27 protein-coding genes and 1 pseudogene are annotated in these 26,188 nt (G+C 74.0%); 18 read left to right on the top strand and 10 right to left on the bottom strand.

What is annotated here, in order from left to right; genetic code table 11:
- Window positions 1-90: 90 nt before the first annotated feature.
- Window positions 91-501, bottom strand: coding sequence for a hypothetical protein (locus ACZ38L_RS02375; protein ID WP_465688423.1), 411 nt, complete (start codon window positions 499-501; stop codon window positions 91-93).
- A gap of 94 nt (window positions 502-595) precedes the next feature.
- Here ACZ38L_RS02375 and ACZ38L_RS02370 point away from each other — a divergent pair, with 94 nt between their 5' ends.
- On the top strand, window positions 596-1,147 hold the full coding sequence (locus tag ACZ38L_RS02370) for a MarR family winged helix-turn-helix transcriptional regulator (protein ID WP_465688421.1): 552 nt from the start codon (window positions 596-598) through the stop codon (window positions 1,145-1,147).
- Between the two features lie 12 nt (window positions 1,148-1,159).
- Here ACZ38L_RS02370 and ACZ38L_RS02365 read toward each other — a convergent pair whose 3' ends face one another.
- On the bottom strand, window positions 1,160-1,687 hold the full coding sequence (locus ACZ38L_RS02365) for an MmyB family transcriptional regulator (protein ID WP_465688419.1): 528 nt from the start codon (window positions 1,685-1,687) through the stop codon (window positions 1,160-1,162).
- A gap of 1,034 nt (window positions 1,688-2,721) precedes the next feature.
- Window positions 2,722-3,594: an alpha/beta fold hydrolase gene (locus ACZ38L_RS02360; protein ID WP_465688417.1), complete on the bottom strand. Its 873-nt coding sequence runs from the start codon at window positions 3,592-3,594 to the stop codon at window positions 2,722-2,724.
- 64 nt (window positions 3,595-3,658) lie between these two features.
- On the opposite strand from ACZ38L_RS02360, the gene ACZ38L_RS02355 reads away from it, so the two are divergent.
- Complete coding sequence (locus ACZ38L_RS02355; RefSeq protein ID WP_465688415.1) at window positions 3,659-4,330, top strand: FadR/GntR family transcriptional regulator; 672 nt, start codon at window positions 3,659-3,661, stop codon at window positions 4,328-4,330.
- Between the two features lie 111 nt (window positions 4,331-4,441).
- Here the strand turns inward: ACZ38L_RS02355 and ACZ38L_RS02350 are convergent, their stop codons facing one another.
- Window positions 4,442-5,815 carry an eCIS core domain-containing protein gene (locus tag ACZ38L_RS02350; RefSeq protein WP_465688413.1) on the bottom strand — a complete coding sequence of 458 codons (1,374 nt, stop codon included), beginning with the start codon at window positions 5,813-5,815 and terminating at the stop codon, window positions 4,442-4,444.
- A gap of 230 nt (window positions 5,816-6,045) precedes the next feature.
- A complete protein-coding gene (locus tag ACZ38L_RS02345) occupies window positions 6,046-6,216 on the bottom strand; it encodes a DUF6194 family protein (protein ID WP_465688447.1) in 171 nt (56 codons plus the stop codon).
- Between the two features lie 20 nt (window positions 6,217-6,236).
- Between ACZ38L_RS02345 and ACZ38L_RS02340 the strand changes: the two are divergent.
- Both ACZ38L_RS02340 and ACZ38L_RS02335 read left to right on the top strand, forming a co-directional pair.
- Window positions 6,237-7,115 (top strand): annotated as a pseudogene (locus tag ACZ38L_RS02340) (FAD-dependent oxidoreductase); the annotation flags it as partial.
- Between the two features lie 248 nt (window positions 7,116-7,363).
- On the top strand, window positions 7,364-7,921 hold the full coding sequence (locus ACZ38L_RS02335; protein ID WP_465688411.1) for a GNAT family N-acetyltransferase: 558 nt from the start codon (window positions 7,364-7,366) through the stop codon (window positions 7,919-7,921).
- 63 nt (window positions 7,922-7,984) lie between these two features.
- Here ACZ38L_RS02335 and ACZ38L_RS02330 read toward each other — a convergent pair whose 3' ends face one another.
- The gene (locus ACZ38L_RS02330) at window positions 7,985-8,248 is read right to left on the bottom strand and encodes a hypothetical protein (RefSeq protein WP_465688409.1); all 264 of its coding nucleotides are present in this window, start codon (window positions 8,246-8,248) and stop codon (window positions 7,985-7,987) included.
- A gap of 171 nt (window positions 8,249-8,419) precedes the next feature.
- On the opposite strand from ACZ38L_RS02330, the gene ACZ38L_RS02325 reads away from it, so the two are divergent.
- The 8 genes from ACZ38L_RS02325 (at window position 8,420) to ACZ38L_RS02290 (ending at window position 15,477) form a co-directional block, all read left to right on the top strand.
- Window positions 8,420-8,836 (top strand): TOBE domain-containing protein, encoded by a 417-nt coding sequence (locus ACZ38L_RS02325; protein ID WP_465688407.1) that lies wholly within the window; start codon window positions 8,420-8,422, stop codon window positions 8,834-8,836.
- A gap of 89 nt (window positions 8,837-8,925) precedes the next feature.
- Complete coding sequence (locus tag ACZ38L_RS02320; RefSeq protein ID WP_465688405.1) at window positions 8,926-9,696, top strand: glycerophosphodiester phosphodiesterase; 771 nt, start codon at window positions 8,926-8,928, stop codon at window positions 9,694-9,696.
- 127 nt (window positions 9,697-9,823) lie between these two features.
- A complete protein-coding gene (locus ACZ38L_RS02315; protein WP_465688403.1) occupies window positions 9,824-10,939 on the top strand; it encodes an AI-2E family transporter in 1,116 nt (371 codons plus the stop codon).
- Window positions 10,940-11,020: 81 nt separating this feature from the next.
- The gene (locus ACZ38L_RS02310) at window positions 11,021-11,974 is read left to right on the top strand and encodes an alpha/beta hydrolase (RefSeq protein ID WP_465688401.1); all 954 of its coding nucleotides are present in this window, start codon (window positions 11,021-11,023) and stop codon (window positions 11,972-11,974) included.
- Window positions 11,975-12,027: 53 nt separating this feature from the next.
- The gene (locus ACZ38L_RS02305; RefSeq protein WP_465688445.1) at window positions 12,028-12,816 is read left to right on the top strand and encodes a spermidine synthase; all 789 of its coding nucleotides are present in this window, start codon (window positions 12,028-12,030) and stop codon (window positions 12,814-12,816) included.
- Between the two features lie 342 nt (window positions 12,817-13,158).
- Window positions 13,159-13,806, top strand: a complete 648-nt coding sequence (locus tag ACZ38L_RS02300; protein WP_465688399.1) for a DedA family protein — start codon at window positions 13,159-13,161, stop codon at window positions 13,804-13,806.
- Window positions 13,807-13,893: 87 nt separating this feature from the next.
- Complete coding sequence (locus ACZ38L_RS02295) at window positions 13,894-14,565, top strand: O-methyltransferase (RefSeq protein WP_465688397.1); 672 nt, start codon at window positions 13,894-13,896, stop codon at window positions 14,563-14,565.
- 24 nt (window positions 14,566-14,589) lie between these two features.
- Entirely contained in the window at window positions 14,590-15,477 is an 888-nt protein-coding gene (locus tag ACZ38L_RS02290) for a Gfo/Idh/MocA family protein (protein WP_465688395.1), read from the top strand.
- A gap of 14 nt (window positions 15,478-15,491) precedes the next feature.
- On the opposite strand, the gene ACZ38L_RS02285 is transcribed toward ACZ38L_RS02290, so the two are convergent.
- Complete coding sequence (locus ACZ38L_RS02285; RefSeq protein WP_465688393.1) at window positions 15,492-16,337, bottom strand: SDR family NAD(P)-dependent oxidoreductase; 846 nt, start codon at window positions 16,335-16,337, stop codon at window positions 15,492-15,494.
- 65 nt (window positions 16,338-16,402) lie between these two features.
- Between ACZ38L_RS02285 and ACZ38L_RS02280 the strand changes: the two genes are divergently transcribed.
- The 5 genes from ACZ38L_RS02280 (at window position 16,403) to ACZ38L_RS02260 (ending at window position 21,792) form a co-directional block, all read left to right on the top strand.
- Window positions 16,403-16,855 carry a MarR family winged helix-turn-helix transcriptional regulator gene (locus ACZ38L_RS02280; RefSeq protein WP_396559834.1) on the top strand — a complete coding sequence of 151 codons (453 nt, stop codon included), beginning with the start codon at window positions 16,403-16,405 and terminating at the stop codon, window positions 16,853-16,855.
- A 468-nt stretch (window positions 16,856-17,323) separates the two neighbouring features.
- Window positions 17,324-18,340, top strand: coding sequence for a GlxA family transcriptional regulator (locus ACZ38L_RS02275; protein ID WP_465688391.1), 1,017 nt, complete (start codon window positions 17,324-17,326; stop codon window positions 18,338-18,340).
- Entirely contained in the window at window positions 18,337-20,133 is a 1,797-nt protein-coding gene (locus ACZ38L_RS02270; protein ID WP_465688389.1) for a thiamine pyrophosphate-binding protein, read from the top strand. The genes ACZ38L_RS02275 and ACZ38L_RS02270 overlap by 4 nt, the downstream gene beginning before the upstream one ends.
- Window positions 20,105-20,767 (top strand): SRPBCC family protein, encoded by a 663-nt coding sequence (locus ACZ38L_RS02265; protein ID WP_465688388.1) that lies wholly within the window; start codon window positions 20,105-20,107, stop codon window positions 20,765-20,767. The genes ACZ38L_RS02270 and ACZ38L_RS02265 overlap by 29 nt, the downstream gene beginning before the upstream one ends.
- Window positions 20,764-21,792 (top strand): 3-oxoacyl-ACP synthase III family protein, encoded by a 1,029-nt coding sequence (locus ACZ38L_RS02260; protein ID WP_465688386.1) that lies wholly within the window; start codon window positions 20,764-20,766, stop codon window positions 21,790-21,792. Before ACZ38L_RS02265 ends, ACZ38L_RS02260 begins: the two co-directional genes overlap by 4 nt.
- A gap of 228 nt (window positions 21,793-22,020) precedes the next feature.
- On the opposite strand, the gene ACZ38L_RS02255 is transcribed toward ACZ38L_RS02260, so the two are convergent.
- From ACZ38L_RS02255 to ACZ38L_RS02245, 3 genes are read right to left on the bottom strand one after another with little or no spacing between them, the layout of a single operon-like run.
- The gene (locus tag ACZ38L_RS02255) at window positions 22,021-22,788 is read right to left on the bottom strand and encodes a MerR family transcriptional regulator (protein WP_465688384.1); all 768 of its coding nucleotides are present in this window, start codon (window positions 22,786-22,788) and stop codon (window positions 22,021-22,023) included.
- A 48-nt stretch (window positions 22,789-22,836) separates the two neighbouring features.
- Window positions 22,837-23,937, bottom strand: a complete 1,101-nt coding sequence (locus ACZ38L_RS02250) for a hypothetical protein (RefSeq protein ID WP_465688382.1) — start codon at window positions 23,935-23,937, stop codon at window positions 22,837-22,839.
- Window positions 23,938-23,993: 56 nt separating this feature from the next.
- Window positions 23,994-24,614, bottom strand: a complete 621-nt coding sequence (locus ACZ38L_RS02245) for an amino acid permease (RefSeq protein WP_465688380.1) — start codon at window positions 24,612-24,614, stop codon at window positions 23,994-23,996.
- A gap of 248 nt (window positions 24,615-24,862) precedes the next feature.
- Here ACZ38L_RS02245 and ACZ38L_RS02240 point away from each other — a divergent pair, with 248 nt between their 5' ends.
- Window positions 24,863-26,122, top strand: coding sequence for an ROK family transcriptional regulator (locus ACZ38L_RS02240; protein ID WP_465688378.1), 1,260 nt, complete (start codon window positions 24,863-24,865; stop codon window positions 26,120-26,122).
- Window positions 26,123-26,188: the final 66 nt, after the last annotated feature.

Below are 26,188 nucleotides of genomic sequence, written 5' to 3'. Positions count from 1 at the left end.
GCCCTACGACCCCGACACCCACCAGGCCAACAGCAAGATCAAAACGACTCCCGAGACCACTTTGGCGGCATAGGGGTTGACTCAGGAAACTCATCGGTGCTCCGCCTTCGGGCGCAGCAGGACCACACCCACGCCGAGTCCCGTGGTGGAGGCGAGGTGGACCAGGAGCGCCTTGCGGTTGGGTGCCCACACGCCGGTGGTCGGCCCACCGGACCACATCGCGGCGCCGATCCCGGCGGCCGCGGCGACCATGCCTCGCCACACGGCGTGGCTCCTGTTCCGACCGGCCAGGACCCCCATCACGAGGACGCCGACCGAACCCGCGGTGATCAGCACTTCACGTGCCATGTGGTACTGGACGTGCCCCTCACCATGGCGAACTTGCGGGGCGCGGTACGTCTCGTCGGTGATGTGGCTGGCGGTCTGCCACACCGAGGGCGCCACGGCGGCGACCCCTGCCAGGGTGACCACGGCCCCGGCCCGTTGTCGTGCCGAACTCATCGGTTCCCGACCTTCCTGGGTGCGAGCTGCCTGGGATACGAGCTCTCCGGACACGAGAGCATTCATATAATGACCCTCATTTCATCGCTGGAGCGTGATCCAGCATCAGAAGGGGCACCAGATGGGGCGGACACCGCGCACGGACCATGTCGACGACATGGTGGAGGTCCTCGCCGGCGCGTTCGACCCCGAGCTGTTGGAGGCCAAGGCGCTCGCCTACCGCCTGCGGCGGATCAGCCACTGGCTGGAGACCGAGATCAAGCGCGAACTGGCTCCGCACCAGATCGAGTTGTGGGAACTGGAACTGCTGGCCTGCTTGATCCGTGCCCCTCACCAACGGCTCACCGCGGGTGAACTGGCACGGCAGATGCAGTTGACCTCCGGTGCTGTCAGCAACCGGGTGGGCAGGCTGGAGGCGAAGGGGTGGGTGCTGCGTGACTTCGCCCTCCACGATCGGCGCTCGGTGACGGTCACGTTGACCGAGGAAGGCCGCAGCCGAGCCCTGCGGGTGTTCGCCACCAAGACCGAGACCGAACTGCGGCTGCTCTCCGCGCTTCCGCCCGAACGTCGGCGCCGGGTCAACGACGATCTGCGCACCGTGCTGTCGGACCTGGAGGCGGGGAAGGACGCCGTCAGCGCACGGTAGGCGGGGGCGTCGTTACCACGGGTTCTCCCGGTCGGCGTCGCGGGCCGCGGGGTCGGGCGCCGACCAGCTGCCGAGCAGGCGCAGGGCGTGTGCGGAGGGACTGTCGGGTGCGGCGGTGTAGAGGTAGAGGGCCTGGTCCGGGTCGTCGGGCAGGGTGAGGGACTCGTAGTCGAGGGCCAGTTCGCCGACCAGGGGGTGGCGGTAGCGCTTGGTGCCGTGGGTGTACTCGAGGACATCGTGGTCGGCCCACCACTGGCGGAAGTCCTCGTCGTGCACGGACAGTTCGCCGACCAGCTCGGTCGGGCGGGGGTCGTGCGGGTGGCGCCCCGCGTACAGGCGCAGGGCGGCCACGGTGCCGCGGGCCGCGGTCTCCCAGTCGGCGAGCAGGTCGCGGGCGGTCGGGTCGAGGAAGATGAACCGGGCGAGGTGATGAATGCCGTCCGTAGTAGAGCGGGTGGCGGCCGTTCCCCGCCGCGTCAGCGCGGCGGGGTGCGGAGGCGGGGTGCTGCCGGGTTGTCCGATCACCCAGCTGGCGGCCACCGGCCGGGCAGGCGCTGGTGGGTGGCCGCGCCCGGAGCGCCTGTGGCTGCCCGCCGACCACGGGGTGCCGGCTGCGCTGGAGCCGGGCGGGGCACACCTCCGGCCGGCCGGGCCCGGGACACCCCGGCCGCCGTCCGGTGGCTCCGGGTGGCCGGGCAGGTGAAGCACGAACCCGGCTCCGGGACGCCGGCCACCGGGACGCCGCCCTCGCGGAACTCGACATCGCCGCCCAGCTGTTGCCCGACGACCCGGACGTCCTCGCGGCTCGTGCGGCCTGCCGGGCCGGGGCCGCGGCGGGATGAGTCGTCGGCGGCGCGGGACCGACGCTCCGGTGCCGTCGGCGATGCCGTGCGGCCGGGCTCTGCCGGGCCCGGCCGCACGGGCCGACGGCCCCGGCGCCGTACCGGGACGTCAGTGGTGACGGTACGGCCGGGATCTGCCCGCGTGCCACGCCAGGATGGTCGGCCACCAGGCCGACGGCGCCAGCGGCCCGCCCGCTCTCCACCCGTATCCGGTACAGCGCCAGCCCCAACTCGCGCTCGGCCTGGCTGAGTTACGACCCGGCGGGCGAGACGCACGGGCCGGTCCCGCCGGTCGGGTCCGGCAGCACCGGTCCCGGAACCGGCCCGCGTTCCGCGGGCACGGCGTCGGCGCCGTCCGCCCGGAAGAGAGCACCATCCACTCGGGTGTTCCGCAGGTTCCACGCCATCGAGTCGATCACTCCTTGTGACCCGGTCTGCACGCTTCGCGCAGGACTAGTTCATGGTGGGCCACCAATCGACACCGGAACACCTCTTCGACAGTCAAATAACCATGATCGTCGGTGCCATCGCCGGCCGTTCGCGCCGCGCTCGATCGGGTGGGTCGGCCCCGAGTCCCGGGCGGCGGCCGCGGGCGGGGGAGTCGTCGCGGATGAAGGATGCCGGACTCCGTTGGCCGCGGCAAGAGTTGGTGACGTCCAGGACCTCGCGCGGCCGCCGGCCGCCGGACTCGGCGCGGCGGCCTCGAGTCCGCTCGTGGCCGGGCCGCAGCCCTCAGCTCCGGCGCACCCGTCCCAGGTGCCGCGCCAGGGCGGCCGCGAACTCGTCGGGGTGACTGAGGTGAGGCGCGTGACCCGCCCCGGTGAGGGTCTCCACGGTCGCGGCCGGCAGGCGGTTCGCGAGCAGTTGGGTGCAACGGCGTACCGCTGCGGGCCCGTCGGTGCCCACGGTCACGGTGATCGGGACGCGCTCGGTGGCGAGCGCCTCGAGGTCGAGCGCGTAGTGGTCGGGGTCGTGGAACTGGTCGAGGTAGGTGTGGGCGTTGGCGGCGAGCATGGCCCGCTGCGGCTGCGGGAACAGCTCCCGCCATCGGGGGCCGAACGCGACCTTCTCGGCGAAGAGGGCCACCGCCTGGTCCTGGCGGCCCGCCTCGATGTGGGCGGCGACAGTGGTGACGTGGGCGCGGGCTTCGGCGCGCAGCGGCTCGCCCTGCGGATCGTCGGTCAGCAGGGGGAAGGCCGGCGGCTCGTGCACCAGGACGCTGCTGACCAGTTCCGGGTGGCGGGCCGCGGCCATGAGGGCGACCAGCGCGCCGTAGGAGTGCCCGACCACATGGGCGGCGCCTCCGGCGAGTTCGGTGATCACGGACACGAGGTCACCGGCGTGGTCGTGGAGGCCGGACCGGCCCGCGGGGGCGCTGCTGCGGCTGTGGCCGCGCCGGTCGTAGCGGATGGCGGTGATGTCGTGGGGCAGGAGGGGGACGATCCGGTCCCAGCTGGTGTGGTCGTCGAAGGAGCCGTGGACGAGGACCACGTTCGTCGTGACCTGGTCCGCGCGCCAGTTCAGTGCGGCGCCACCGGTCCTGAGACTGCCCGTGCGGATGGTGGCGGTGGTGATCCGACCCGCGGCCGGAGTTGCGAGATCCATGCCCCGAAGGCAATCATGGGTCCTGACTGACAGTCAATCATTGACCGTCTAGCTGGGAGATGTGATGCTCAAGGTCGGGTCCAGTTCGCGGGTGGAGCAGATCGCCGAGGCCGTGTTGGAGGAGATCGCCCGCGGGCACTGGCGGGTCGGCGACCGGATCCCGCCGGAGCCGAAGCTGTTGGAGATGCTCGGCGTGGCCAGGAACACGATGCGCGAGGCCGTGCGCGCGCTCGCACACGCCGGAGTGCTGGAGATCCGCCACGGCGACGGTGTCTACGTGCGCGCACGCACCGACACGGAGGGGATCCTGCGGCGTCGCTTCGCCCCGGCCGACCTGCGCGACATCCTCCTGGCGCGGCGAGCGCTGGAAGTGGAGGCCGCGAGGGAAGCCGCCGAGCGACGCACGCCCGAGGACCTCGCGCGACTGACCGCCGCCTGGCACGAGCACTGCTACGGCGGGGCGCACACGGTCGACCCGGTCGAGGCCGGGGCCGCCTTCCACCGTGCGGTGGTGGAGGCCTCGCACAACGTCGTGCTGATCGAGCTGTACCAAGGCCTGGCAGGGGCGGTGACCGAGAGTCTGCGCCGCTCGCAGACGACCCCCGGACTGCCCGAGGCGCCGCACGACATCCACCGCGAGCTGTACGAGGCGATCGAGGCCGGCGACCCCACCAGGGCCGCTGCCGAGGCGGCCCGACACCTTGACGCGCTGGTCGACACGCTCAGCCGGTCCTGACCACAGCCCGACCCCGGCGCGCCTCGGCCGTGCGGTGCGGTCGCTCTCCACCCGTTCGGTGCGCTCGCCCGCCGAGGGCACGGCCATCCGTGCGAGCGGACAGCCGACCGGTCAGGTCACGTTAGGGTTGGCCGGCCGCTCGTCGCCCGCCGCCACGCGGCGGCCCTGGCCGCGCGGTCCGATGACGACCGTCTTCATGGTGACGTGGGGGTAGTGGACGCTGTAGTAGCCGCCGGTCCAGTAGTCGTGGAACGAGGCCGTCGAGTTGACGGTGTACGTCCTGGGGTCCGGGGCGGTCTGCCCGCTGCCGGCGAAGGCCTCCAAGGTCACGGTGTCGGCTCCGTCGACCCCCACGACCGCCGCCGCGTGATACTGCGACATGACCGTTTCACCGGGGTTCATGGCGACCATCACGTAGGCCTGGCCGACGACCGGAGCCGCCCGGCGGTCCGGCTCCCCACGGAAGGCCGCCGCACGCTCGCGGTTCGACTCGTCCGTCACGCCGAAGGCCTTGGTGCCGGCGGTCGTGCGGATGTTGCTGTTCGCACCGTCGGCCAGTTCTCCCACGGCGTTGTGCATGATCTCCTCCGCCGTGTGGAGGCAGTCGTCCAGGATCTGCCTGGCGAGCTGGTACTCCTGGTAGTCCCCGGTACCGAAGAGGTTCTGCGGCTGTGCGTGCGTCGGCCGCAGTGCCGGGGAGACGTTCGCGTCCGGCGTTCCGACCCGCACCCAGACCGAGGTCGGTCCATCGGCGGCGACCGCGAACAGCCCGCCGCTGGACACCGTCATGGCTTCGTTGGCCTGGGAGTTCTGGGCCGCCCAGCGCTGGACCGCCTGCCCTGGTGCCCGCCCGGCGAGCTGCGCGGTGCTCTCGGCCCGGCGGGTCGCCGGTACCGCACCGCCCATCACGCGGCGCGCGGTGCTCTCGGCCTCCTGCTCGAAGCGGTCGGCGGGGTCGGAGACCCGGAGCCCGTCGCCGATGTCGGTGCCGGCTACCGGCCCCTGGCTCTGCTGGACGACGTGGGTGAGTTCGTGGGCGAGGGTGTGCTTGTCGGCACCGCCCGCACCGATGACCACGTGGTGGCCGGCGGTGTAGGCGCGGGCCCCGATGTCGGCCGCGGACGCCTTCGCGGCACTGTCGTCGTGGATGCGGACCTCGGAGAAGTCGGCGCCGAAACGGCTCTCCATCTCGGCGCGGGTGGCCTCGTCGAGCGGCCGTCCAGGGCTGCGCAGGACGTCGTGGACCGCGGAGCGTTGCACCGCCGCCCGCTCGGCCGGGTGACCGGGGCCGTCGCCGTTCCGGTGCTCCTCCGGCGTGTCGAGGCGCCCGGCCCGCCGGAGGCGCCGCCCGACGGCGGCGTTCCCGACGGTCGCCTGGAGGTGGAGGAGGCCGGGGAGCCGCTCGCCCCGGGCCGCGGCGGCTCCGCGGGCCGCCGGACCGGCCTCCTCCTTGCCGGTGCCCCTGGCATTCGCATGGTCGCGCACAGCGCCTCCTCCGGCGTGGGAATGACGTCTCCTCCTGGATACGCGGGAACCGGGCCCGGATGTCAGGTCCGCGGGGGCAGAGTGCACGGTCCGCGAGGACAGAGCGCACCGGCCGCGCGGACACCCGTCCCGCGCCGGCCAGCGGTTCGGCGCGGCCCAGGGGCGGGTTGTGGTGGCTGAACGAGCCACTGAGCGCCTACGGCCACCCAGCCGGGGACCGCGCCCGGCCGTCACCCAGTACGTCGCTCATGGCGCGAACGTGCGAGGTGATAGGCATCGCGGAGCAGCTCGCAGGTCGCGGTACCGGTCCGCCTGCCTGGATTCACCACCGCGAGCCAGCCCATCGAGCCGTAGACGGGGTGTGCCATCACGGCATCGGTGAGGCCGGGGTCGTCGTCGATGGCCGGTTCGCGCGGCGCGTGACCGGTCCGTCGATGCGTCCGGTCGGCGCTCGCCGGTTTCCGCCTGGCTGATAGCGGCCGGCTGCCGCCGTCCCGTGGTCGACAGCCACCGCACCGGGATCGCCTATCTGTGCCGCTGGTACCGCCTGCGTGCCGATGGCCCGCGTGACCCCGGGCGGGTGAAGACCGGCTCGGCCGCACCGTTCGCACTCGCCGGCGTCTTCCCTTCCGACAACGACACCTTCGCGGTGAGCCTGGTGCTCTCCACGGGTGATCCGACCCGCGGCGCGCTCACCGACCCTGCCGTGTTCGAGGCCGTCGCCCGCCGCTTCCCCGCCACCGCCGCCTGGCTCGACCTGGCCCCCGAACCGCGGACCGCCGTCCTGGCGATGGCCGGCCTGGACAACCGCTGGACTTCCCTCATCGACGATGACGGACCTGTCGTCATGGGCCTGGTCAACGCCGGGGACAGCCTCGTCCACACCAACCCCACCCTGGGCCATGGCGTGGCCCTCGGCCTGCGTGCCGCCCAGCACCTCGCTGCCCATGTCGATGGGATCGCCGCGGACCCCATCGGCTACCACACCTGGACGGCAGAGGTCCTCCGCCCGTGGTTCGACGCGCAGGTGACGGCCGACCACGGCAACGAGCAACGCCTCACCGAGAGCTCACCACCCTCGGACCGGCGGGCCGCCGCCCTGGCCGCCTGCGCCTTTGACGATCCCGTCGTCATGCGAGCCCGTGCCCAGGTACGCCATCTCCTGCGACCGGCCGACGACGCCTACGGCACCGACGAAGTGGACCGAGCCGTCACCGACTGGCTGGCCGCCCACCCGGACTTCTCGCCCACGCACGACGGCCCGACCCGCGATCAGTGGGACGCGCTCATCCCGAGCTGAGCGCTTGCCCGGCGGCTCACCTTCGGTGCTCAGGACGGTCTCGTCCCTGCGCCCGCCTTCGGTCCCGCGCCCAGCCTCGGCGCCGGCCCCGCGGGTCGGAACGGCCGGAGCCAGTCCGGCGGATCTCTCCGGGTGCAGCAACTGGCGTCCGTCGGAGCGCGTCCCCATGTGTGACGACGTCAGAAGTCGTTGTCCGCAATGGCCATACGGAGTCGCACCGGGTGGCCGAGAGGGTCAGGAGCCGATCCATGTCGGATGAGATCACCGTGCACCCCGTCACCTGGCCGCCCGCCCCGATCAGGACCGAACGGCTCGTGCTCCGCGAGTCCGAGGCCCGGGACCGTGCGGCGTTCATCGAACTGTTCGCCTCACCAGAGGTGGGCACCTACGTCGGTGGCTCCCGGCCGCGTGACGAGCTCGAGCGCGCGATGCCCGAGGTGCCCGGGCGGCGCTTCGGCTTCTTCGTGGTCGAGCTCGACGGAGCGACGATCGGCATGATCACGCTCGATCGGCGTGACGCGGAGCGCCCGGGTCACGTCCGTCCGGCAGGCGGGGAGGCCGAGCTCGGCTACATGTTCCTGCCGGAGGCGTGGGGACGCGGGTGCGCCACCGAGGCGTGCGCGGCGGCGCTCGACTGGTTCGCCGACGCGCTTCCCGGCGAGCCGGTGGTGCTCTGCACCCAGACCGCCAACGACCGCTCGATGCGCCTTGCGGTGAAGCTGGGGTTCACCGAGGTGGAGCGGTTCGAGGAGTACGGCGCCGAGCAGTGGTTCGGCGTGTGGTCCCCGGTCACGCCGTTCGGTTGAGCTCTGCCCGACAGCGCGGATCCACGAGGCCCCCCTCGGACAACGATCGGCGCCGCCGCCCGGCTAGTGCGCCGCGCTGACCACGGGTCCGTGCGCCGGCGGGGTGGTGAGCGCCGGGGTGCCCAGCAGCACGGCCGTCACCAGACCGGCCACCAGGACCACACCGATCGCCAGCCGCCCGGCCAGCGCCCGGAACGAGGGCCGGGGGCGCGGCGGCAGGACGGTCCCGCGCCGTTCGCCGGCCTCGCACTCGGCGAGGAACGCGAAGGACAGGGTCTCCGGTTCCAGGGACATCCGCTCGTTCGCCCGCAGCAGCGGGCTGATCACCCGGTGGTCTGCTGATCTACTCTGCGGTCCATGGTGCCCGATCAGTCCGAATTGGGCCGAATGGCGGATGGTGCGGGAAGGCCCGCCGGATGCGAGAGGATGAACCGTGCCAGCAAGTTTCGGCCGCGCCGACCCCACCGGCACGGCCGCCAGGAGAACTCAGGGAGCGTCATGGGGCAGCCCGACCGGCCGGTCGACCACTACCGCATCGGCGAGGCGGCGGCCATCCTCGGTGTCAGCGCGGACACCATGCGCCGTTGGGTGGACGCCGGCCGGGTCGCCGCCACGCGCGACGACCACGGCCACCGGATCATCCCCGGCGACCGGCTGGCGGCCTTCGCCCGGGAGCTCGCCAGGCCGGGGGCCGCGGAGGCGGAGGGCCGGCCGTCCTCGGCCCGCAACCGGTTCCCCGGGATCGTCACCCACGTGGTGCTGGGCGATGTGGCCGCTCAGGTGGAGGTCCAGGCCGGACCGTTCCGGGTGGTCTCGTTGATCAGCCGGGAGTCGGCCGAGGAGCTGGGCCTGGTGCCCGGGGCCGCCGCCACCGCGGTGATCAAGTCCACCAATGTGATGATCGAACGCGGCTGACCGTGATCGAATAGCGTGATCGAATAGCCGTCGCACCCGAGCGCAGCGGCCCGATCGAGCGGGTCGTGCGGGAGACCGGAGGAAGCGCAGTGCCAGCAGCCGCCCTGCCCACCACCCAGCGCGCGGCGGACCGCGCGGCGCGGCCACTGGCGGTCGCCCACCGTGGTGACCCCTACCGGCACCGCGAGAACACCCTGCCGGCGATCGCCGCCGCGCTCGCCGCGGGGGCGGACGCCGTCGAGATCGACGTCCAGCTCACCCGGGACGGCGTCCCGGTCCTGCTGCACGACCCCACGCTCAAGCGGCTGTGGGAGCTGGACCGCCCGGTCCGGGCACTGGCCTCGGCCCAGCTGGCCGCCCGGACCTTCACCGGCGGACTGCGGATCCCGACCCTGGAGGAGGCGCTCACCCTGCTTGCCGGCGCCCCGTCCGGTCGGCTGCTGATCGACCTGGACGAGCCGGGCCCGGCCGCGGCCACCTGGCGGACCGTCACCGCGCTCGGCGCCGAGGACCGGGTGGCGTTCTGCGGCCCGGCCACCGCCATGCTCGCCGTCCGCGAGCTGGCCCCCGACGCGACCGTGGCGCTCACCTGGAAGCGCCCCGAGCTGCCCGGTCGCCCGCTCCTCGACGACCTGCGCCCGCGCTACCTCAACCCGCCGTTCGGCCTGGTCGACCGTGCGCTGGTGGACCGGGCCCGCGACGAGGGCCTGGAGGTCAGCGTCTGGACGGTCGACCTGCGCCGGACCATGCGCCGGATGCTGGCGGCCGGCGTCTCCTCGCTCACCTCCAACCGGATCGACGTGCTGCGCGCGGTGATCGACGGCCGCCGCCGGCCCGGCGCACCGGCGGCCCGGGGATGACCGGCGGACCCGCCCGACCAAGGGGTGCGGGCCCGGACGCGCCGTAGGGCCGCGGGTCGGACATTTCGTCAGATTGTTTGCTGAGATGGACCGATCAAGAGAACGGTCCGGCGGAGGCGGAGGCGGAATGTCGACGGACCCCACGCCCGGAGGGGCGGCGGATCAGCAGCCCGAGAGCCACCACGAGCCCCACCAGTCCCTGCCGCCCGCGGTGCGGACCGCCGCGGCGTGGTCTGTCGCGGTGATCCTCTTCATCACCGTCGGTGGCCTGGTGGTCTACGCCTTCGTCGCCCTGCGGGCCGCGACCATCCCGATGCTGCTCTCCCTGCTGGGCACCGCGCTGCTCTACCCGGTCGTGCCCTGGCTGGTCGGGCGCGGGCTGGGGCGGGGCCTGGCGGCCGGATTGACCTGCGTGGTGCTGGTGGCGGTGGTCCTCACGGTGCTGGCGGTGCTCACCAACTCGCTGGTGCACAGCGCCCCGCAGATCGTCCACGCGCTCCAGCGGGCCGGTGACCAGATCGCCGAGAGGCTCGGCCCGCTCGGCCAGAAGATCAGGTTCGCGCTCACCCAGTCGGCCGGCTCGGGCAGCTCACTGGCCTCCTCGCTGGCCGACGGCGTGCTGTCGGGGCTCGGGCTGGTCACCCAGGTGATCACCGGGAGCGTACTGGCGCTGGCGCTGGTCTTCTTCTTCCTGCGCGACGGTCACCGCAGCGGGGAACTGGTGCGGTCGGTGCTGTCGGAGCGCCAGGCGGAGACGGTGATCGCCTGCGGCCGGCAGGCCTTCGCCGCGATGGCCGGGTTCATGCGCGGCACCACCCTGATCGCGCTGATCGACGCCACCTTCATCACCATCGGCCTGGCGGTTCTCGGCGTGCCGGGCGCGGCGGGCCTGGGTGCGCTGGTCTTCCTCGGCGCCTTCATCCCGTTCATCGGGGCGTTCCTCTCCGGCACGGTCGCGGTGTTGGTGGCGCTGGCGGACGGCGGGCTGACCAAGGCGCTCTGGGTGCTGGGCGTGGTACTGGCGGTCCAGATGGTGGAGGGCAACGTGCTGCAGCCGGTGATCCAGAGCCGGACGGTCGAACTGCACCCCGCGACGATCATGATCGCGGTGGTGGCCGGCTCCGGGGTGGCCGGCATCCTCGGCGCGCTGCTCTCGGTGCCGCTCTGCGCGGCCGGCCTCGGCATGGTGGACGTGCTGCGCGGCCGGCCCGGCCAGCGCGGGCGGGCGGGCCGCCCGTCCTGAGCCGTCCGGCGCGCGGGTCGGCCGGTGGCACCCGTGACCGGCCGCAGTGCCGCCCGTGGGCCACCCAGTACAGTCGGCGCTGTGGACGCTGTGGAATTCCGAACCGACATCCTGGGCGAGCCGTACCAGGCCGCCGAGCTGCCGCTGACCGTCGACGAGGAGGGCGCCGTCAGCGCCACCCTGGTCCGGCGACTGGTCCCCGGCTCCGAGCGGGCGGTGCTCTACGTCCACGGTTACACCGACTACTTCTTCCAGACCCACCTGGCCGATCGATTCGTCGACCTCGGCTACTCGTTCTACGCGCTCGACCTGCGCAAGTACGGTCGGTCGCTGCGGCCGCACCACTCGCCCAACTTCGTCCGCGACCTGCGCGCCTACGACGAGGAGCTGGACGCCGCCGTCCGGATCATCCGCGAGCAGGACGGGCACACCCGGTTGCTGGTCAACGGGCACTCCACCGGCGGTCTGGTGACCGCGCTGTGGGCCGACCGGCTGGCCGGGCGCGGCGTGATCGACGGGCTCTTCCTGAACAGCCCGTTCCTCTCCATGCCCGCGGCACGGGCGGCGCGCACCCTGGGCTCGCCCGCGGTCGGCGTGCTGGGCCGCTTCGCAGCGACCCGGAAGCTGCCCTCCGCGCTCAACCCGCACTACGTGCACAGCCTGCACCGTGACCACCGGGGCGAGTGGGACTTCGACCTCGCTCTCAAGCCCGCCGAGGGCTTCCCGCTCTATGCCGGCTGGCTCGCCGCCATCGACCGTGGCCACCGCCAGGTGCGGCGCGGTCTGCACATCGATTGCCCGGTGCTGCTGATGGCCTCGACCGCCAGCATCAGCACGACCAAGTGGGACCCGGCGCTGCACCGGCGGGACGCCGTGCTGCGCGCCGACGACATCGCCGCGCTCGCCCCGCGACTGGGCCGGCACGTCACCACCGTGCGGATCGAGGGCGGGATGCACGACCTGGTGCTCTCCGCCCCGGCCGTCCGCGAGCGGGTCTTCACCGAGTTGGACCGCTGGCTCAAGGCGTACCTGTGACCGAGGAGCCGCACCCGGTGCTCCGGGAGACCGCGTTCGGCACCGCCAAGCTGATGCCCGACCTGGACTGCCCGGGCGGCTGGCTGCTGACCCTGGACGGCACTCCGCAGTCCTACGTGGACCTGCGCGACCCGACCCGTCTGGAGTTCGAGTACACCCAGCGGCTCGGCCACCTGGCGGACGCCCTGGCGCCCGAGGGCGCGCCGCTGGACGCGCTGCACCTCGGCGGCGGGGCGCTCACCCTGTCGCGCTACCTCGCCGCCACCCGGCCCGGCTCGCGGCAGCGGGTCGTCGAGGCGGACGGCCCGTTGGTCGAGCTGGTCGCCGAGGTGCTGCCGTGGGCGGGCCAGGGCATCACGGTGACGGTCGGCGACGCCCGGGCGGCGCTCGGCGGCCTGCCACCCGGCTCGGTGGACCTGCTGGTGGCCGACGTCTTCCAGGGCTCGCGCACCCCCGCGCACCTGACCTCGGTGGAGTTCGTCGGGCTGGCCGCGGCGCTGCTGCGCCCGGACGGCTGCTACGCGGCGAACCTCGCGGACGGCGCGCCGCTGGAGTTCGCCCGGGCCCAGGCGGCCACCGTCCGGGCGGTGTTCCCGGAGACCGCCCTGGTGGCCGAGCCCTCGGTGCTGCGCGGACGGCGGTACGGCAACCTGCTGCTGATCGGCTCGCGCCGGCCGCTGCCGGTGGCGGCCCTGGCCCGTCGGCTGGCCGGGGACCCGTTCCCGGCCCGGTTGGTCGCGGGGGAGGAACTGGCCGAGCTGGCGGCCGGCGCCCAGCCGGTGACCGATGCGGTGGCCCGGCCCTCCCCGCCGCCCCCGGCCGGGGCCTTCAGCATCGGCTGAACACCGCCCGAGTGCCAGAACGCCGGAAGGCGGGTCGCGGGGAGAGGAGCGAGCGAGTGACGGCGTGGGTGCCGAGGAGTCCGGTCCGCTCGGGGCCGAGCCGGCGGGGGAACGGTCGGAGCGCGGGCGCCTCCGGGAGCCGGAACACCGCCGGGGTGCTGCGGATCCTCTCGCGCGGGTCCACCGGCGTCGCGGTCTCCGGAACCTAAAGCAGGGGTAAAACGTCCTCCCTGGAGGCGGCGGGTTAGGCTCGGATGTTCCGGCGCGCGGAACCGCGTTTCCCGACCGTCCGCTTCCCGACCGCCCCGCTCCCTGATCGACACCTGCCTGGAGGTACCGGCCTTGCACATCGACGTGTGGATCCAGAGCGTTCCTCCGGGGGCGGTGTACCTGCTGGTCGGTCTGATCATCGGGGTGGAGAGCCTGGGGATCCCGCTGCCGGGCGAGATAGCCCTCGTCACGGCCGGACTGATGGCCTCCAAGGGCACCATCAACCCGTTCCTGGTGGCGGTCTGCGCCGTGGCCGGCGCGATCATCGGCGACTCGATCGGTTACGCGATCGGACACAAGGGCGGCAGGCCGCTCTTCGAGAAGCTGGGCCGGAAGTTCCCGCGCCACTTCGGGCCCGACCACCTGGCCACCGCCGAGCGCTCGTTCCAGCGCTGGGGCATGTGGGCGGTCTTCTTCGGCCGTTTCGTCGCGCTGCTGCGGATCTTCGCCGGGCCGCTGGCCGGGGCGCTGCGGATGCCGTACTGGAAGTTCCTGATCGCCAACGTGCTGGGCGGGGTGATCTGGGCGGGCGGTACCACCGTCGCCGTCTACTACGTGGGCAAGGTGGTGGAGAAGTACCTGCAGAGCTTCTCGTACGTGGCGCTGGTGCTCGCGGTGCTGGCGGGGCTGGGCTCGGCGGTGGTGGTCAAGCGGCGGGCCGCCCGGACCCAGACGGCGGACCGGGGGCAGGAGCCCGCCCGGGTGCCGGCCGGCGAGTGACGGCGGGCCGCTGACCGGCCGTCATGTGCCTGCCGGGACACCCCGTAGGATGCGGCACAGCGTACGGACCGAACGGCGGAGGCACTGATGGATCAGCAGCAGCGATGGACCGCGGTGGACGAGTACCTCAACGACGCCCTGGTCGGGGAGGACGCCGTGCTCCGGGCGGCGCACGAGGCGAGCGCGGCGGCCGGCCTGCCGGAGATCGCGGTCGCGCCGAACCAGGGCAAGTTGCTCCACCTGATCGCCCTGACCATGGGCGCGCGCCGGATCCTGGAGGTCGGCACGCTCGGCGGCTACAGCGCGATCTGGCTGGGCCGGGCGCTGCCGGAGGACGGCCGGCTGATCTCGCTGGAGCTCGACCCGGCGCACGCCGCGGTGGCCCGTGCCAACCTGCACGAGGCGGGGCTGGAGAAGGTCGCCGAGGTGCGCACCGGCCGCGCGGCGGACAGCCTGGCGGAGCTGATCGACGATGCCGAGAAGCCGTTCGACCTGATCTTCATCGACGCCGACAAGGCGGGCTACCCCGAGTACTTCACCCTCGCGCTGGAGCTCACCCGTCCCGGCTCGGTGATCATCGCGGACAACGTGGTGCGCGGGGGCAGGGTGGTCGACGAGGACGACACCGACCCGAACGTGGTGGGCGTCCGCCGGATGCACGAGCTGATCGCCGCCGAGCCGCGGGTCACGGCGACCGCGGTCCAGACCGTTGGCGTCAAGGGGCACGACGGTTTCACGCTGATCCGGGTGCTGGGCTGACCACGGACGGGAGCTGAGGAGCGGATGCGGATCGGGCTGCTCGGGACCGGCCCCTGGGCCGGCCGGGTGCACGCGCCAGTGCTGGCGGCGCACCCCGGCGTGGAGTTCGCCGGGGTGTGGGGCCGCCGCCCCGAGGCGGCCGGCGCGCTGGCCGCGGCGCACGGGGTGACCGCGTACCAGGACGTCGACGCCCTGCTCGACGCGGTGGACGCGGTCACGGTGGCGCTGCCGCCCAGCGTCCAGCCCGAGCTCGCGGTGCGGGCCGCCCGAGCCGGCCGCCACCTGCTGCTCGACAAGCCGCTGGCGACCGACGTCGAGCAGGCCGCTGCCGTGGTGGCGGCTGCCGACCGGGCCGGGGTGCGCAGCCAGGTCTTCTTCACACTCCGCTTCGACCGGGAGCAGGCGGCCTGGACGGCGGCGCAGGCCGCGGCGGGTGACTGGCTCACCGGCCGGGTGGAGTGGCTGGCCGCCGTCTTCACCACGGACAGCCCGTACGCGGCCTCGCCCTGGCGCCGGGAGAAGGGGCCGCTGTGGGACATCGGCCCGCACGCGCTCTCCGTGCTGCTGCCCACGCTGGGCGAGGTCGAACAGGTCACTGCGGTGGCCGGCGCCGCCGACACCGTGCACCTGGTGCTGCGGCACGTCCGCGGTGCTTCGAGCACCGCGGACCTCGGCCTGTCGGCGCCGCCGCCGGCCGCCGGTCGGTCGGTCGAACTGCGCGGCCCGGCCGGGGTGGCCGTCCTCCCGGACTCCACCGCCGGGCCGGGCGCGGCGTTCCACCGCGCGATGGACGCCCTGCTCTCCGGCGAGCCGCACGACTGCGACGCGGCCTTCGGGCTGCGGGTGGTGCGGATCCTGGCCGCCGCCGAGGAGGCACTCGCCACCGGGCGGACGGTCCGGCTCCTGCCCTAGAACGACCGGAGCGGTCACCGGGGCGCGGTGAGTGCGGCCGTCAGCGCGGCCAGCCGGGACCGGGCGGCCGGGTCGTAGGCCTGCTCCTGCGCCCGGGCCTCGGTGAACCGGTCGAAGTAGCGCCCGGAGACGCTCGCCAGCGCCGGGTCCGTGACCAGCCGGGCCGTCGGTCGGACACCCTCCTCGATGTCGACCGCCGGCACCAGGCCGGCCTCCCGCACCGCGCGGGTGTCCATCAGGTGAGCGGGGTGCACCGCGTTGACGGTGACCGCCGGGTCGTCCGGCGTCCGGTCCAGCTCGGCGGCCAGGTCGAAGGTGGACATGATCATCGCGAGCTTGCTGCGGCAGTAGGCCTCCAGGCCGTCGTAGCCGCGCTCGAACATCACGTCGTCGAGATCGATCGGGGCCTGGCCCATCGACGCCACGTTGACCACCCGGGCCGGGGTCGCGGGCCCGGTCGGGGTGGCGAGCAGCGGCAACAGCGCCCGGGTCAGCGCGTGGGGCGCGAGGTGGTTCACCGCGAGCCGCAACTCATGGCCCTGAGCGCTCAGTTCACGCTCCTCGGGATGCCGGCCCGCGCCGATCGCGGCGTTGTTGACCAGGACGTCGAGGCGCGGTTCCCGGGCGAGGACCTGCCGCGCCAGGGCGTGCACCTGGTCGAGGTCCGCGAGGTCGGCCAGGTACGTCCGGACGGACGCGGTGGCCCGCGCCGCGCGGACGGCCGCCGCGGTCTCGGCCAGTCGGTCGGCGTCCCGGCCGTGCAGCAGCAGACTCGCGCCGCTTCGGGCCAGCTCCAGGGCGAGCTGCCGGCCGAGGCCCTGGGTCGCGCCGGTGATCAGAATGGTCCGTGTTGTCTTCATGCCTTGATGTATATCAAGGCCTTGATACATGTTCAACGCTTGATGTGCTCGATACACTCCCCGACATGGAGATGCCCGCGGAGGACAGGCTCGGCCTGGACATCAAGAGAGCCGAGCAGGCCGTGATCGGGGCGAAGACGGCCGCGCTGCGCGGTTCGGGGCTGAGCGTCCCGCAGTACGCCGCGCTCGCCGTGCTGGCCGAACAGCCGGGAATCTCCGGCGCCGCCCTGGCCCGCGCCTGCCTGGTCACCCCGCAGGCGATGGCCGCCCTGTTGAAGAACCTTCAGGAGATCGGCCTGATCGAGCGCACGCCCCACCCGTGGCACCAGAAGATGCTGGAGACCCGGCTCACCCCGGCCGGCCGCGAGGCCGTCCGGATCGCCGACGCGGCCGCGGTCCGTCTGGAGCGCCGGCTGGCGGCGGCCTTCACGCCCGCCGAACGCGACTCCTTGCGCGCCCTGCTGGCGCGGTGCGTCGAGGCCGTCCAGGAGGGCTGGGCGGGGCCGGTCGGACCGTGACCCGGACCGGCCGCACCTCGGTCGGCCGGTGGCCGCCGCTCGACATCCGGAGGGCCCTTGGCCAGCCGGGAACGCGCCGGGCTCCCCGCGGTCCTGGTCGTACGTCATCCGACGGGCGCGCCGCTCGCACATCTCCTCGGTGCCGGCCCGCCCCCGGCCGGCAGGTGGCTCGACGGCATGTCCTTCGGGGCGGTGGCCCCTCGGGCGGGTGGTGGCCGCCGGGTGGTGACCGAAGTCGCTCGGCCCGCGGCCGCGTCCTGGACGACGCCGCCCCGCCGGGTCCGGCACTCCTCGGCGAAGTCCACTGGAACGTGACGCACCACCAGGCGACTTGTCGTGACCTCGCTCACAGTGCGTGCTCACGGACCGTCAAGAACCCATGGTCAGCGGCATCTTCCGTCCCGCGTGGCCGAATTCGTCAGTAAGCCGTCATTGCGGCCGCTCCCGTGTCGAATACAGGCTGTCACCGTGCAGCAGCGACGCGTTGTGGTGGTGGTCTATCCCGGGGCACAGGCCCTGGACATCTCGGGGCCGGTCGAAGTGTTCGACACGGTCAACCGGCGGCTCACCGACCCGGCGGGCGGGTACCGGATCCAGTTCGTCTCGGCGGCCGCACCCCTGGTGCGGACCTGCGCGGGCATGGAGATCGGGGCCGAGCCGCTGGCCGCGGCGGACGGTCCGATCGACACCCTGATCGTGCCCGGCGGCTGGAGCCTGCCCGAGGCGCTGGCGGATCCGGCGCTGGTCGGCTGGATCCGCGCCGCGGCCGGCCGGTCCCGGCGGGTGGCGTCCGTCTGCGGTGGGGCGTTCCTGCTGGCCGAGGCCGGGCTGCTGGACGGCCGCCGGGCCACCACGCACTGGGCGTACTGCGCCGAGATGGCCGAGCGCTACCCGGCGGTGGCGGTCGACCCCGAGCCGATCTTCGTCTGGGACGGCCGGTTCGTGACCTCGGCCGGCGTGTCCACCGGGATCGACATGGCGCTCGCCCTGGTGGAGGCGGACCACGGCGCCGCCCTCGCGCTGGAGACCGCCCGGTTCCTGGTGCTGTTCTTCAAGCGGAACGGCGGACAGTCGCAGTTCAGCACCGTGCTGGAGGCTCAGCTGGCCGACCGCGCGCCGATCCGGGCGGCCCAGGAGTGGATCCTGGAGCACCTCGAACAGCCGCTGCCGGTACCGGAGATCGCCGAGCGCGCCAACATGAGCGTGCGCCACTTCGCCCGGGTGTTCCGGCGCGAGGTGGGCATGCCCCCGGGCCAGTACGTCGAGCAGATGCGGATCGCCCGGGCCCGCAAGCTGCTGGAGACCACCGATCTGCCGGTCGGCCAGATCGCCCGACACAGCGGGTTCCCCACTCAGGAGACCTTCTTCCGCTCCTTCGGGCGGGCGCTGGAGCTGACCCCGGGCGAGTACCGCCACCGTTTCCAGACCATCGCGCCGGCCGGGCTGCTGCTGCGCCCCGAACCGGCGGAGAGGAGTTCGACATGACCGCCGAACCGGCGAGCACGACCCCGGTCCGGGTGCGGCTGGTCGACCAGCTGGCCGCGGAGCTGGCCCGACACGGCGTCCGGCACGTCTTCGGCGTCGGTGGCGCCAACATCGAGGACCTGTTCGACGCGCTGCACGTGCCCGGCGGCCCGATCCGCGTGGTGGTGGCGAAGCACGAGTTCTCCGCCGCCACGATGGCCGACGGCCAGGCCCGGGTGACTGGCCGGCTCGGCGTGGTCGCGGCCACCTCGGGCGGCGGCGCGGTGAACCTGCTGCCGGGGCTGGCCGAGTCGTACGCCTCCCGGGTGCCGGTGCTGGCCCTGGTCGGGCAGCCGCCCACCGCGGGGGAGGGGCGTGGCGTGTTCCAGGACTCCAGTGGCCGGGCGGGCTCGCTCGACGCGCGCCGGCTCTTCGCGCCGGTGAGCCGGTTCTGCGCCCGGGTGGACCAGCCGGACGCGCTCGCCGAGTTGCTGCCGCGGGCGATCGCGGCGGCCCGCGGCCGCGTCCCGGGGCCCGCGGTGCTGCTGCTGCCCAAGGACGTGCAGCAGGCCCTGGTCGAGCCGCGGGCCCTGGCACCGGCGACGGTACCGGCCGAGCCGGCGGATCCCGTCACCCGTGACCGGGCGGCTCGGCTGCTCCGCGCCGCCCGCCGGGTGCTGGTCATCGCGGGGGAGGGGGTGGCCGCCGCCGACGCCCGGGCCGAGCTGGCCGCGCTGGCCGGCCGGCTCGGTGCCTGGGTGGCGGTCTCCCCGGACGCCAAGGACGTGTTCGACAACGCCGACGCCCGGTTCGCCGGGGTGGCCGGGGTGATGGGCCACCAGAACGTGGCGGACTGCCTGCGACGGGCCGACGCCTGCCTGCTGGTCGGTACCCGGCTGCCGGACCTGGCGCGGGCCGGCCTGGACCGGGCGCTGGCCGGTACACCGGTGGTCTGCGTCGATCCCGAGCCGCCGTTCGTGCCCGGGATCGCGCTGCGCGACGGGATCCGGACCACCCTGCGGGGGCTGGCCGACCTGCTGGCACCCGGCGCGCGGCCGGCCCCCGCGCACGCCGGTCCGGTACCGCTCTGCGCACCCCCTCAGCCGGCCCTGCGCGCCGCCCAGCCCGCCACCACCCACGCCGGCTCGTACGCCGGGGCGCTGGCCGCCGTCGAAGGCGCGCTCCCCGCCGACGCGCACGTCTTCGTCGACGCCGGCAACGCCGGGGCCGCCGCGATCCACCTGTTGCCCGCCCCACGGCACGGCCGCTTCGTGGTGGCCGTCGGGATGGGCGGCATGGGTTACACCTTCGGGGCCGGCATCGGCGCCGCGCTCGCCACCGGCCGGCGCACGTACGTGATCGCCGGGGACGGCTCGTTCTTCATGCACGGCATGGAGGTGCACACCGCGGTCGAGCAGGCGGCGCCGGTCACCTTCGTGATCCTCAACAACAACGCCCACGCGATGTGCGCCAGCCGGGAGCGGCTCTATCTCGGCGGCGTGCACCCCGGCAGCCTGTTCCGCCCGGCGGACCTGGCGGCCGGCGTGGCCGCTCTCTTCCCGGGCCTGGCCGCCACCCGGGCCGCCACCCCGGCGCAGCTGCGCCGGGCACTGCTGGACGGCAACGGGGGCGGCGGCCCGGCGTTCGTCACGTTCGACCTCGACCCGGCCGAGACCCCGCCGTTCCTGCCCTTCCTGGCGATACCCGACAACCCGTCCGTACCGAACACCCCGTCCATACCGATCACCGCCGGCGCCGAGCCGGCCGAGCACGAGGAGACCGCCGATGACCGCGGACCCGTCCACGTCGGCTGAGCTGGCCGACATCCCTGGCCTGACCCGGGTGGAGAGCACCGACCAGGAGCGGCTGCTGGCCCGCTGCGCCGAGCTGACCCGGGCGGACTACCCGCACGACCAGGTCTACGGCCGGTACTGCACGATCCAGGAGTACATCGACTGCCCGCCCGAGCAGGTGTACGAGTACCTGCGGCAGGGCCACCACCTGGAGGAGTGGACCTTCAGCCTGCGCGACTTCGCCCCCACCGACACCCCCGGCCTGTGGGCCGGCGACGACCGGCTGGCTGCCGACACCCGGATCTACTGCCGGGTCGAGTCGAACGCCGAGGCCGGTACGGTGGACTTCCACTGCGCCTGGGACCAGGGCGAGCAGCTCTGGATGATCTACCTGATGCGGGTGGTACCGGCCCGGCTGGTCCTGGACCGGCCCGGCTCGGTGGTCACCTGGACCAACTGCCGGCACCCCCACTACGACCGCAACCCGCACCCCGAGCTGGCGCCGGACCCGCGGCGACCGTGGGTCGGCGACTACTGGGACCTCTTCTACGCCGGCCACACCGTGGAGATGGCCAACCTCAAGGCGATCCTGGAACACCGCCACCGCAACGGCCTGCCGATCAGCAGCACCCCGCGCCCGGCGGTGGCGCGGTGACCACGGTCAGCCTGACCGACGTCTCCGGCTACCTGCCCGGCGAGCCGGTCCCCGCCGAGTTCTACACCGCGTACCCCGGCGCGGAGGACAAGCTCCGGGACAGCCCGATGTTCCGGGTCCCGCCGCTGCGCCACCACGTCGCCCCCGGCGAGACCAACGTCGACCTGATCGAGCGCGCGACGCAGCCGCTGATCGAGCGGCACGGCGCGGCGGAGATCCGCTCGGTGGACGTCCTGCTGGTGCACAGCCAGCTGCCGGACATCCCGTTCGTCGGCGCCGGCACCGAGGTGGCGCGCCGGCTGGGGCTCAAGCCGCGCTGGCTGATCGACGTGGCCAACGCGGGCTGCGCCTCCTTCGTGCACATGCTCCAGCTGGCCCGGCAGCTCCTCACCGGCACCGACGCCCGGACCGCGCTGATCTGCAACGCCCAGACCACGGCCGGACAGCTGTTCACCCAGTCCGAGGTGCGCGGGCTGGCCCAGGCCGCGATCCCCGGGGACGGCAGCGGGGTGGGCTATCTGACCACCTCCGCCGCCGCCCCCGTGCTGGACGTGGTGGCCCGGCACCTGGGCGACCACGCCGGGGAGATGACCGCGGTGCTGGACGACGGCCGCCGCTACTGGGAGCCCGGCGGGTCCCAGCTGCGGATCGGGTTCACCGAGTCCGGCGTCGCCGAGGTGCTGGCCCGCGGCAACCGGCTGGTGCCGGAGGTGGTCACCGAGCTGTGCGAAGGGCTCGGCGTCGGCACCGAGGAGATCGACCTGCTGGTGACCAACCAGCCCAACCGCACCTTCCTGACCAACTGGCGGGAGGCGCTGGGGCTGCCGCCGGAACGGCACGCCGACACCTTCGACCTCTGCGGCAACCTGTTCGGCGCGGGGATCCCGGTGACCCTGGACCAGGCGGTCCGTGCCGGGCGGGTCCGCAACGGCGACCTGGTGGTGCTGGGCGGCTTCGCCCACGCGGGCGACTACGCGGGCGCCGCCGCGATCCGCTGGAACGCGGGCGGCACCGCCGCGGCCTGAGCGGCCGGGGCGGTGCCGTGGCCGGCGGCCGGTCAGCGCCGGTGCGGGTGCGGCCGGACGCCGGCGGTCGTGGCCAGCAGGTGAGCGCGATCGCCTCGGCCGGCAGCACGCCCCAGGGGAGCGCGCCGCTGGTGGCCAGTAGGCAGGTCGCCGGGACGGTCAGCAGGTTCGGGAGCGTGGCGGCCACGGCGATCGGCCGGCGGATGGGTTGCCTCATGAGAACTCAGGTCAGGCTCCGGTGCCGCGGGCCCGGTCCAGGTAGTCGGCGAGTTCCCGCCACTCGTCGGCGGGGGCCGCGGGGTCGCCGGACATCGCCGCCGGGTCCGCCCGCCAGGCGGCCCGGACGCCGGCCGAGACGGCCGCGTCGCCGCCGGTGAACAGGACGGTCAGCTCGTCCATCCGGGCCGCCAGCCGGCGGACCCGGGGGTCGGTGGGCGGCGCCCCGTCGGTGCGCAGCCGCCCGGCCCGCCGGTACAGCTCGGGCCACTCGACCTCCAGCAGGTAGTACGCCGTCGGCCCGAGCGCGGCGCCGCGGGTCTCCAGCAGCCGGAGCTGCTCGGGGTCGAGGTGCACGCGCAGCGTCCCGCCGTCCTCCGCTCCGGTGCGGCCGAGCGCACGCAGCGCGTCGAGCAGGGTGCCGGTGGTCGGCTCCCGGCCGGCCGTCAGGTCGTCGTCGAGCCGCCGCAGGCGCCGGCGCAGCGGGTCGAGTCCGGCGAGTGCGCTCTCCACCCGGGCCAGGTGGTCGTGGACCAGCCGGGCCGGGTCGAGGCCGCCGTCCAGGCAGGTGGCGATGGATTCCAGGCTCAGGCCCAGGGCGCGCAGCGCGAGGATCTGGTAGAGCCGGACCAGGTCGGGCTCGGTGTACTCGCGGTGCCCGCCAGCGGTGCGCTGGGACGGGCTGAGCAGTCCGATGCCGTCCCAGTGGTGCAGGGTGCGTACGGTCAGGCCGCTGGCCTCGGCGAGCGGGCCGACTTTCCAGGTGGTCGTGGAGGTCATGCCGTTACTCTGCGACCTCACGCCGCGTGAGGTGCAAGCCCCGAGCGCTCAGGCCGTGCCCGGCGGGGTGCCCGGTCGGCGGTCGGCGGGCCGGCTCGGTGGGATCGGGGTGGACGGGAAGTCCCGCGGCCCGGTCCACAGGGACGGTACGGCGTCGCAGCGGCGGCAGAGCTCGTACGCGATGGCCTCGTAGTTCACCCGCCAGCCCTGGAAGTGCGGCCAGGCCAGCACGCTGGGCCGCTCGGTCTCGAAGCCGCTCGCGACGATCATCGAGACCGCCGCGTCGAACTCCGGGTAGCTGAGTCGCAGTGGGCTGTTCGGCTCCGGGTCGGGGTCGTAGTCGATCCGGACCACCCGGGCGATGTCGCGCAGCGCGGTGAACCCGGCGCGCAGCACCAGCCGGGCCTCCGGCGGCGCGGTCCGCGGGTTGACGGACAGTTGGATCGCCGCCGCGTCCATCACCGCGACCAGACCGACGATCCAGCTGCGGTAGGGCTGCGGCGATCGGAAGGAGAGCAGCGCCGGGTAGTTGGAGTGGCTCTCACCCAGTTCGGCGGCCAGTCGCTCCCAGTCCCGGTAGAGCTGCGGCAGCGCGGTCTCGGTGTCCACCAGCGACTGCCGGGCCAACAGTTCGGGACCCCACGCGGGTTCGCCGGCGCGCGACTGCAGCAGTGTCACCTCGACCTCGCGCCGGTTGTAACTCCCGTACAGGGTCGGCAGATAGGCGATCTGCAGGGCGATCACCAGCGGCCCGCTGGCGGCGGCGAGGAAGTCGACGGTCTCCAGTTGCAGCCGGGCGCCGCTGGCGAAGCCGAGGGTGAAGAGGCTGGAGCCGGCCTCCCGGACCGCGACGCCCCAGGAGAGCCGCGAGGTACCGTACAGCAGCAGGGTGAAGCCGGCCAGGAACGCGCAGAGCCAGCAGAACAGCATGCCGAGCAGCATCAGCGGCGCCAACCAGGCCTGCGCGCGGTCGTGTGCCCGGTAGCTGCCGAACGGCACCGCGAACAGCCGGAGCATGCCGCGCAGGGTCCGCCAGAGCCGGGTGACCAGCATCGAGTGGAGCCCGCGTGGCACCACCAGGGTGCGTAGGATGCTGCCGATGGTCAGGACGAGCAGCAGGACGCCGGCCAGCGCGGGGAACAGCCTCATGGCCGCCATTGTCGATCATCGGACCGCCGGGCCGCGCGCCCGTCCCCCTCGGGCGGTCAGGTGGCGGGTGCCGGGAACCCCTCACGCACCTCCCGCGGCCCGAACGGCCAGGTCCGCTCCCGGCGCGCCCAGACCAGGAACGCCGCGGTGCCGAGCGCGACCCAGGCGAGCGACCACTCGATCGGGTGGAATCCGGGCGAGTTCCGGTCCGCGTGGCCGTACACCACCAGCCAGCCGACCGCCGCCACGATGCTCGGCGCCGGGTAGAGCCACATCCGGTACGGGCGGGCGAGCCCGGGCCGGCGCCGGAGCAGCACGGTCACCAGCGCGACCAGCGCCAGTCCGACCAGATCCCCCCGGCCGGTCGTCATGTGCGGCCACAGGAAGCCGAGGTACTGGACGAAGCCGACCACGCTGGTGGACATGATCAGCGGGATGAAGAGCATCGCGGTCCAGACGAAGAGGAACGGCATCAGCCGCCCGCTGCGGTACTGGAACGCCTCCCGCAGGTAGGCGTAGCTGCCGCCGGCGCCGGGCAGCGAGGCGCCCAGCTCGGCCCAGACCAGGCCGTCGACGAGGGCGAGCACGGCGCCGGCGATCCAGCCGAGCACCGCCTGCGGGCCGCCGAACGCGGCCACCATCAGGGGGATGGTGACGAACGGTCCGATGCCGCACATCTGGCTCATGTTGATCGCGGTGGCCTGGAAGAGGCCGATTCATCGGGTGAAGCCGGGGGACGACACGGGGACCTCCGGGCGTGGGGGAGGGGTGCTCGGGGATTAGGTTAAATAACCTAACTTGATGCGCAAGAGTCCCGCGGCGGGGGAGAACGGCCCAGGGACGGCCACCGGGGCCGGCCTCGCCACGGTCGCATAGGGTGACCGGAAACGATCATGCGGAGAAGCACGAAGGCGCGGAGGCGACGATGAGCTCCCACCCGGTCCCCGGCCCGGCCAGGGAGGCGGCGGCACCGGTTCCCGCCGGGGAGGCGTGGAACCGCCGGCGCCTGCGCAGCAACAACGAGTGGCTGCTGCTGGAGCGGCTGCGCACGGCCGGATCCGCCTCGCGCGCCCAGCTCGCCCGGGACACCGGCCTCTCCAAGCCCACCGTCTCCAGCGCGCTGGCCAACCTGGAACAGGCCGGGCTGGCCCGGGAGGCCGGACTGCTGGCGCCCGAGCGCGGGCGGATCGCCGTGCTGTACGAGGCGGACCCGACGGCCGGCCACGTGCTGGGCATCGACATCGGGCGGGCCCGGCTGCGGATCGCCGTCGCGGACCTGGCCGGGGAGATCGTCGCCCGCCGGGACGTGCCCAACCGGGGCCGGACCGCCGACGCGGTGGCCGACGCGGTGGTCGCGGCGGCGCTGGCGGCGATCGACGAGGCGGGGCTCCGGCCGGCCGACGTGGTGCACGCGGCGATCGGCACGCCGGGGGTCTGGGACGAGTCCGAGCAGCGGGTCCGGTACGCGGCGAACCTGCCCGGGTGGGGGCGCCTGGGGTTGTTCGACCGGCTGCGGGCCGGGCTCGGCACGGCGATCAGCGTGCACAACGACGCCAACCTGGCGGCGCTCGGCGAGTACGCCCGCGGGGCTGGGGTGGGCAGCCGGCTCTTCGTCTACCTGTTGATCGGTACCGGGCTGGGCATGGGCGTGGTCGCCGGCGGCCGACTGCAGCAGGGCGCGCACGGCGCGGCGGGCGAGATCGGTTTCCTGCCGCTGCCCGGGGTGGCGCTCGCCGAGGCCGTCGCGGGTGGGGACGCGACCAGCGGGGACCGGCGGGGGATGTTGGAGTCCGCCGCCTCCGCCGAGTCGGTGGTCCGCGCGGCCGAGCGGCTGGGGCTGCGCGGGGCGGCCACCGCCAAGGAGGTCTTCGACGCGGCCCGGGTCGGCGACCCGGCGGCGCTCGGCGCGGTCGACCGGGAGGCCGAGCAGCTCGCCTACGCGGTGGCCGTGGTCTCCTCGGTGCTCGACCCCGACCTGGTGGTGCTGGGCGGCGGCGTCGGGCACAGCGCCGACCTGCTGCTCGGCCCGGTCGAGCGCGCCCTGCACGCCCTCACCCCGCTGCGCCCCCGGCTCGCGCCGAGCCTGCTGGGCGAGGAGGCGGTGCTGATCGGCGCGCTGGCCACCGCCCTGCGGACGGCCCGTCCGGAGGTCTTCGCCCGCCGCTCCGGCGCGGCCGAGGGGTAGGGCCTGTCCGACGATTCCCGCCGGACGTGCGACGCTCCCCCGGCCTTCGGCCGGGTGGTGCCCCCA

It is taken from the genome of Kitasatospora sp. NPDC024654 (genome assembly GCF_055559155.1).
The sequence above is the reverse complement of the archived record's forward strand: the minus strand, read 5'-3'. Positions and strand labels throughout refer to the sequence as shown.

What these genes read in the sequence shown, in the direction of transcription:
- ACZ38L_RS02285 (WP_465688393.1), bottom strand. Translation starts at nt 16,337, where the DNA reads ATGAAGACAACACGGACCATTCTGATCACCGGCGCGACCCAGGGCCTC.
- ACZ38L_RS02335 (WP_465688411.1), top strand. Translation starts at nt 7,364, where the DNA reads ATGTCGGATGAGATCACCGTGCACCCCGTCACCTGGCCGCCCGCCCCG.
- ACZ38L_RS02250 (WP_465688382.1), bottom strand. Translation starts at nt 23,937, where the DNA reads ATGAGGCTGTTCCCCGCGCTGGCCGGCGTCCTGCTGCTCGTCCTGACC.
- ACZ38L_RS02255 (WP_465688384.1), bottom strand. Translation starts at nt 22,788, where the DNA reads ATGACCTCCACGACCACCTGGAAAGTCGGCCCGCTCGCCGAGGCCAGC.
- ACZ38L_RS02315 (WP_465688403.1), top strand. Translation starts at nt 9,824, where the DNA reads ATGTCGACGGACCCCACGCCCGGAGGGGCGGCGGATCAGCAGCCCGAG.
- ACZ38L_RS02265 (WP_465688388.1), top strand. Translation starts at nt 20,105, where the DNA reads ATGACCGCGGACCCGTCCACGTCGGCTGAGCTGGCCGACATCCCTGGC.
- ACZ38L_RS02325 (WP_465688407.1), top strand. Translation starts at nt 8,420, where the DNA reads ATGGGGCAGCCCGACCGGCCGGTCGACCACTACCGCATCGGCGAGGCG.
- ACZ38L_RS02290 (WP_465688395.1), top strand. Translation starts at nt 14,590, where the DNA reads ATGCGGATCGGGCTGCTCGGGACCGGCCCCTGGGCCGGCCGGGTGCAC.
- ACZ38L_RS02270 (WP_465688389.1), top strand. Translation starts at nt 18,337, where the DNA reads ATGACCGCCGAACCGGCGAGCACGACCCCGGTCCGGGTGCGGCTGGTC.
- ACZ38L_RS02360 (WP_465688417.1), bottom strand. Translation starts at nt 3,594, where the DNA reads ATGGATCTCGCAACTCCGGCCGCGGGTCGGATCACCACCGCCACCATC.
- ACZ38L_RS02245 (WP_465688380.1), bottom strand. Translation starts at nt 24,614, where the DNA reads ATGTGCGGCATCGGACCGTTCGTCACCATCCCCCTGATGGTGGCCGCG.
- ACZ38L_RS02295 (WP_465688397.1), top strand. Translation starts at nt 13,894, where the DNA reads ATGGATCAGCAGCAGCGATGGACCGCGGTGGACGAGTACCTCAACGAC.
- ACZ38L_RS02375 (WP_465688423.1), bottom strand. Translation starts at nt 501, where the DNA reads ATGAGTTCGGCACGACAACGGGCCGGGGCCGTGGTCACCCTGGCAGGG.
- ACZ38L_RS02355 (WP_465688415.1), top strand. Translation starts at nt 3,659, where the DNA reads ATGCTCAAGGTCGGGTCCAGTTCGCGGGTGGAGCAGATCGCCGAGGCC.
- ACZ38L_RS02305 (WP_465688445.1), top strand. Translation starts at nt 12,028, where the DNA reads ATGCCCGACCTGGACTGCCCGGGCGGCTGGCTGCTGACCCTGGACGGC.
- ACZ38L_RS02240 (WP_465688378.1), top strand. Translation starts at nt 24,863, where the DNA reads ATGAGCTCCCACCCGGTCCCCGGCCCGGCCAGGGAGGCGGCGGCACCG.
- ACZ38L_RS02280 (WP_396559834.1), top strand. Translation starts at nt 16,403, where the DNA reads ATGGAGATGCCCGCGGAGGACAGGCTCGGCCTGGACATCAAGAGAGCC.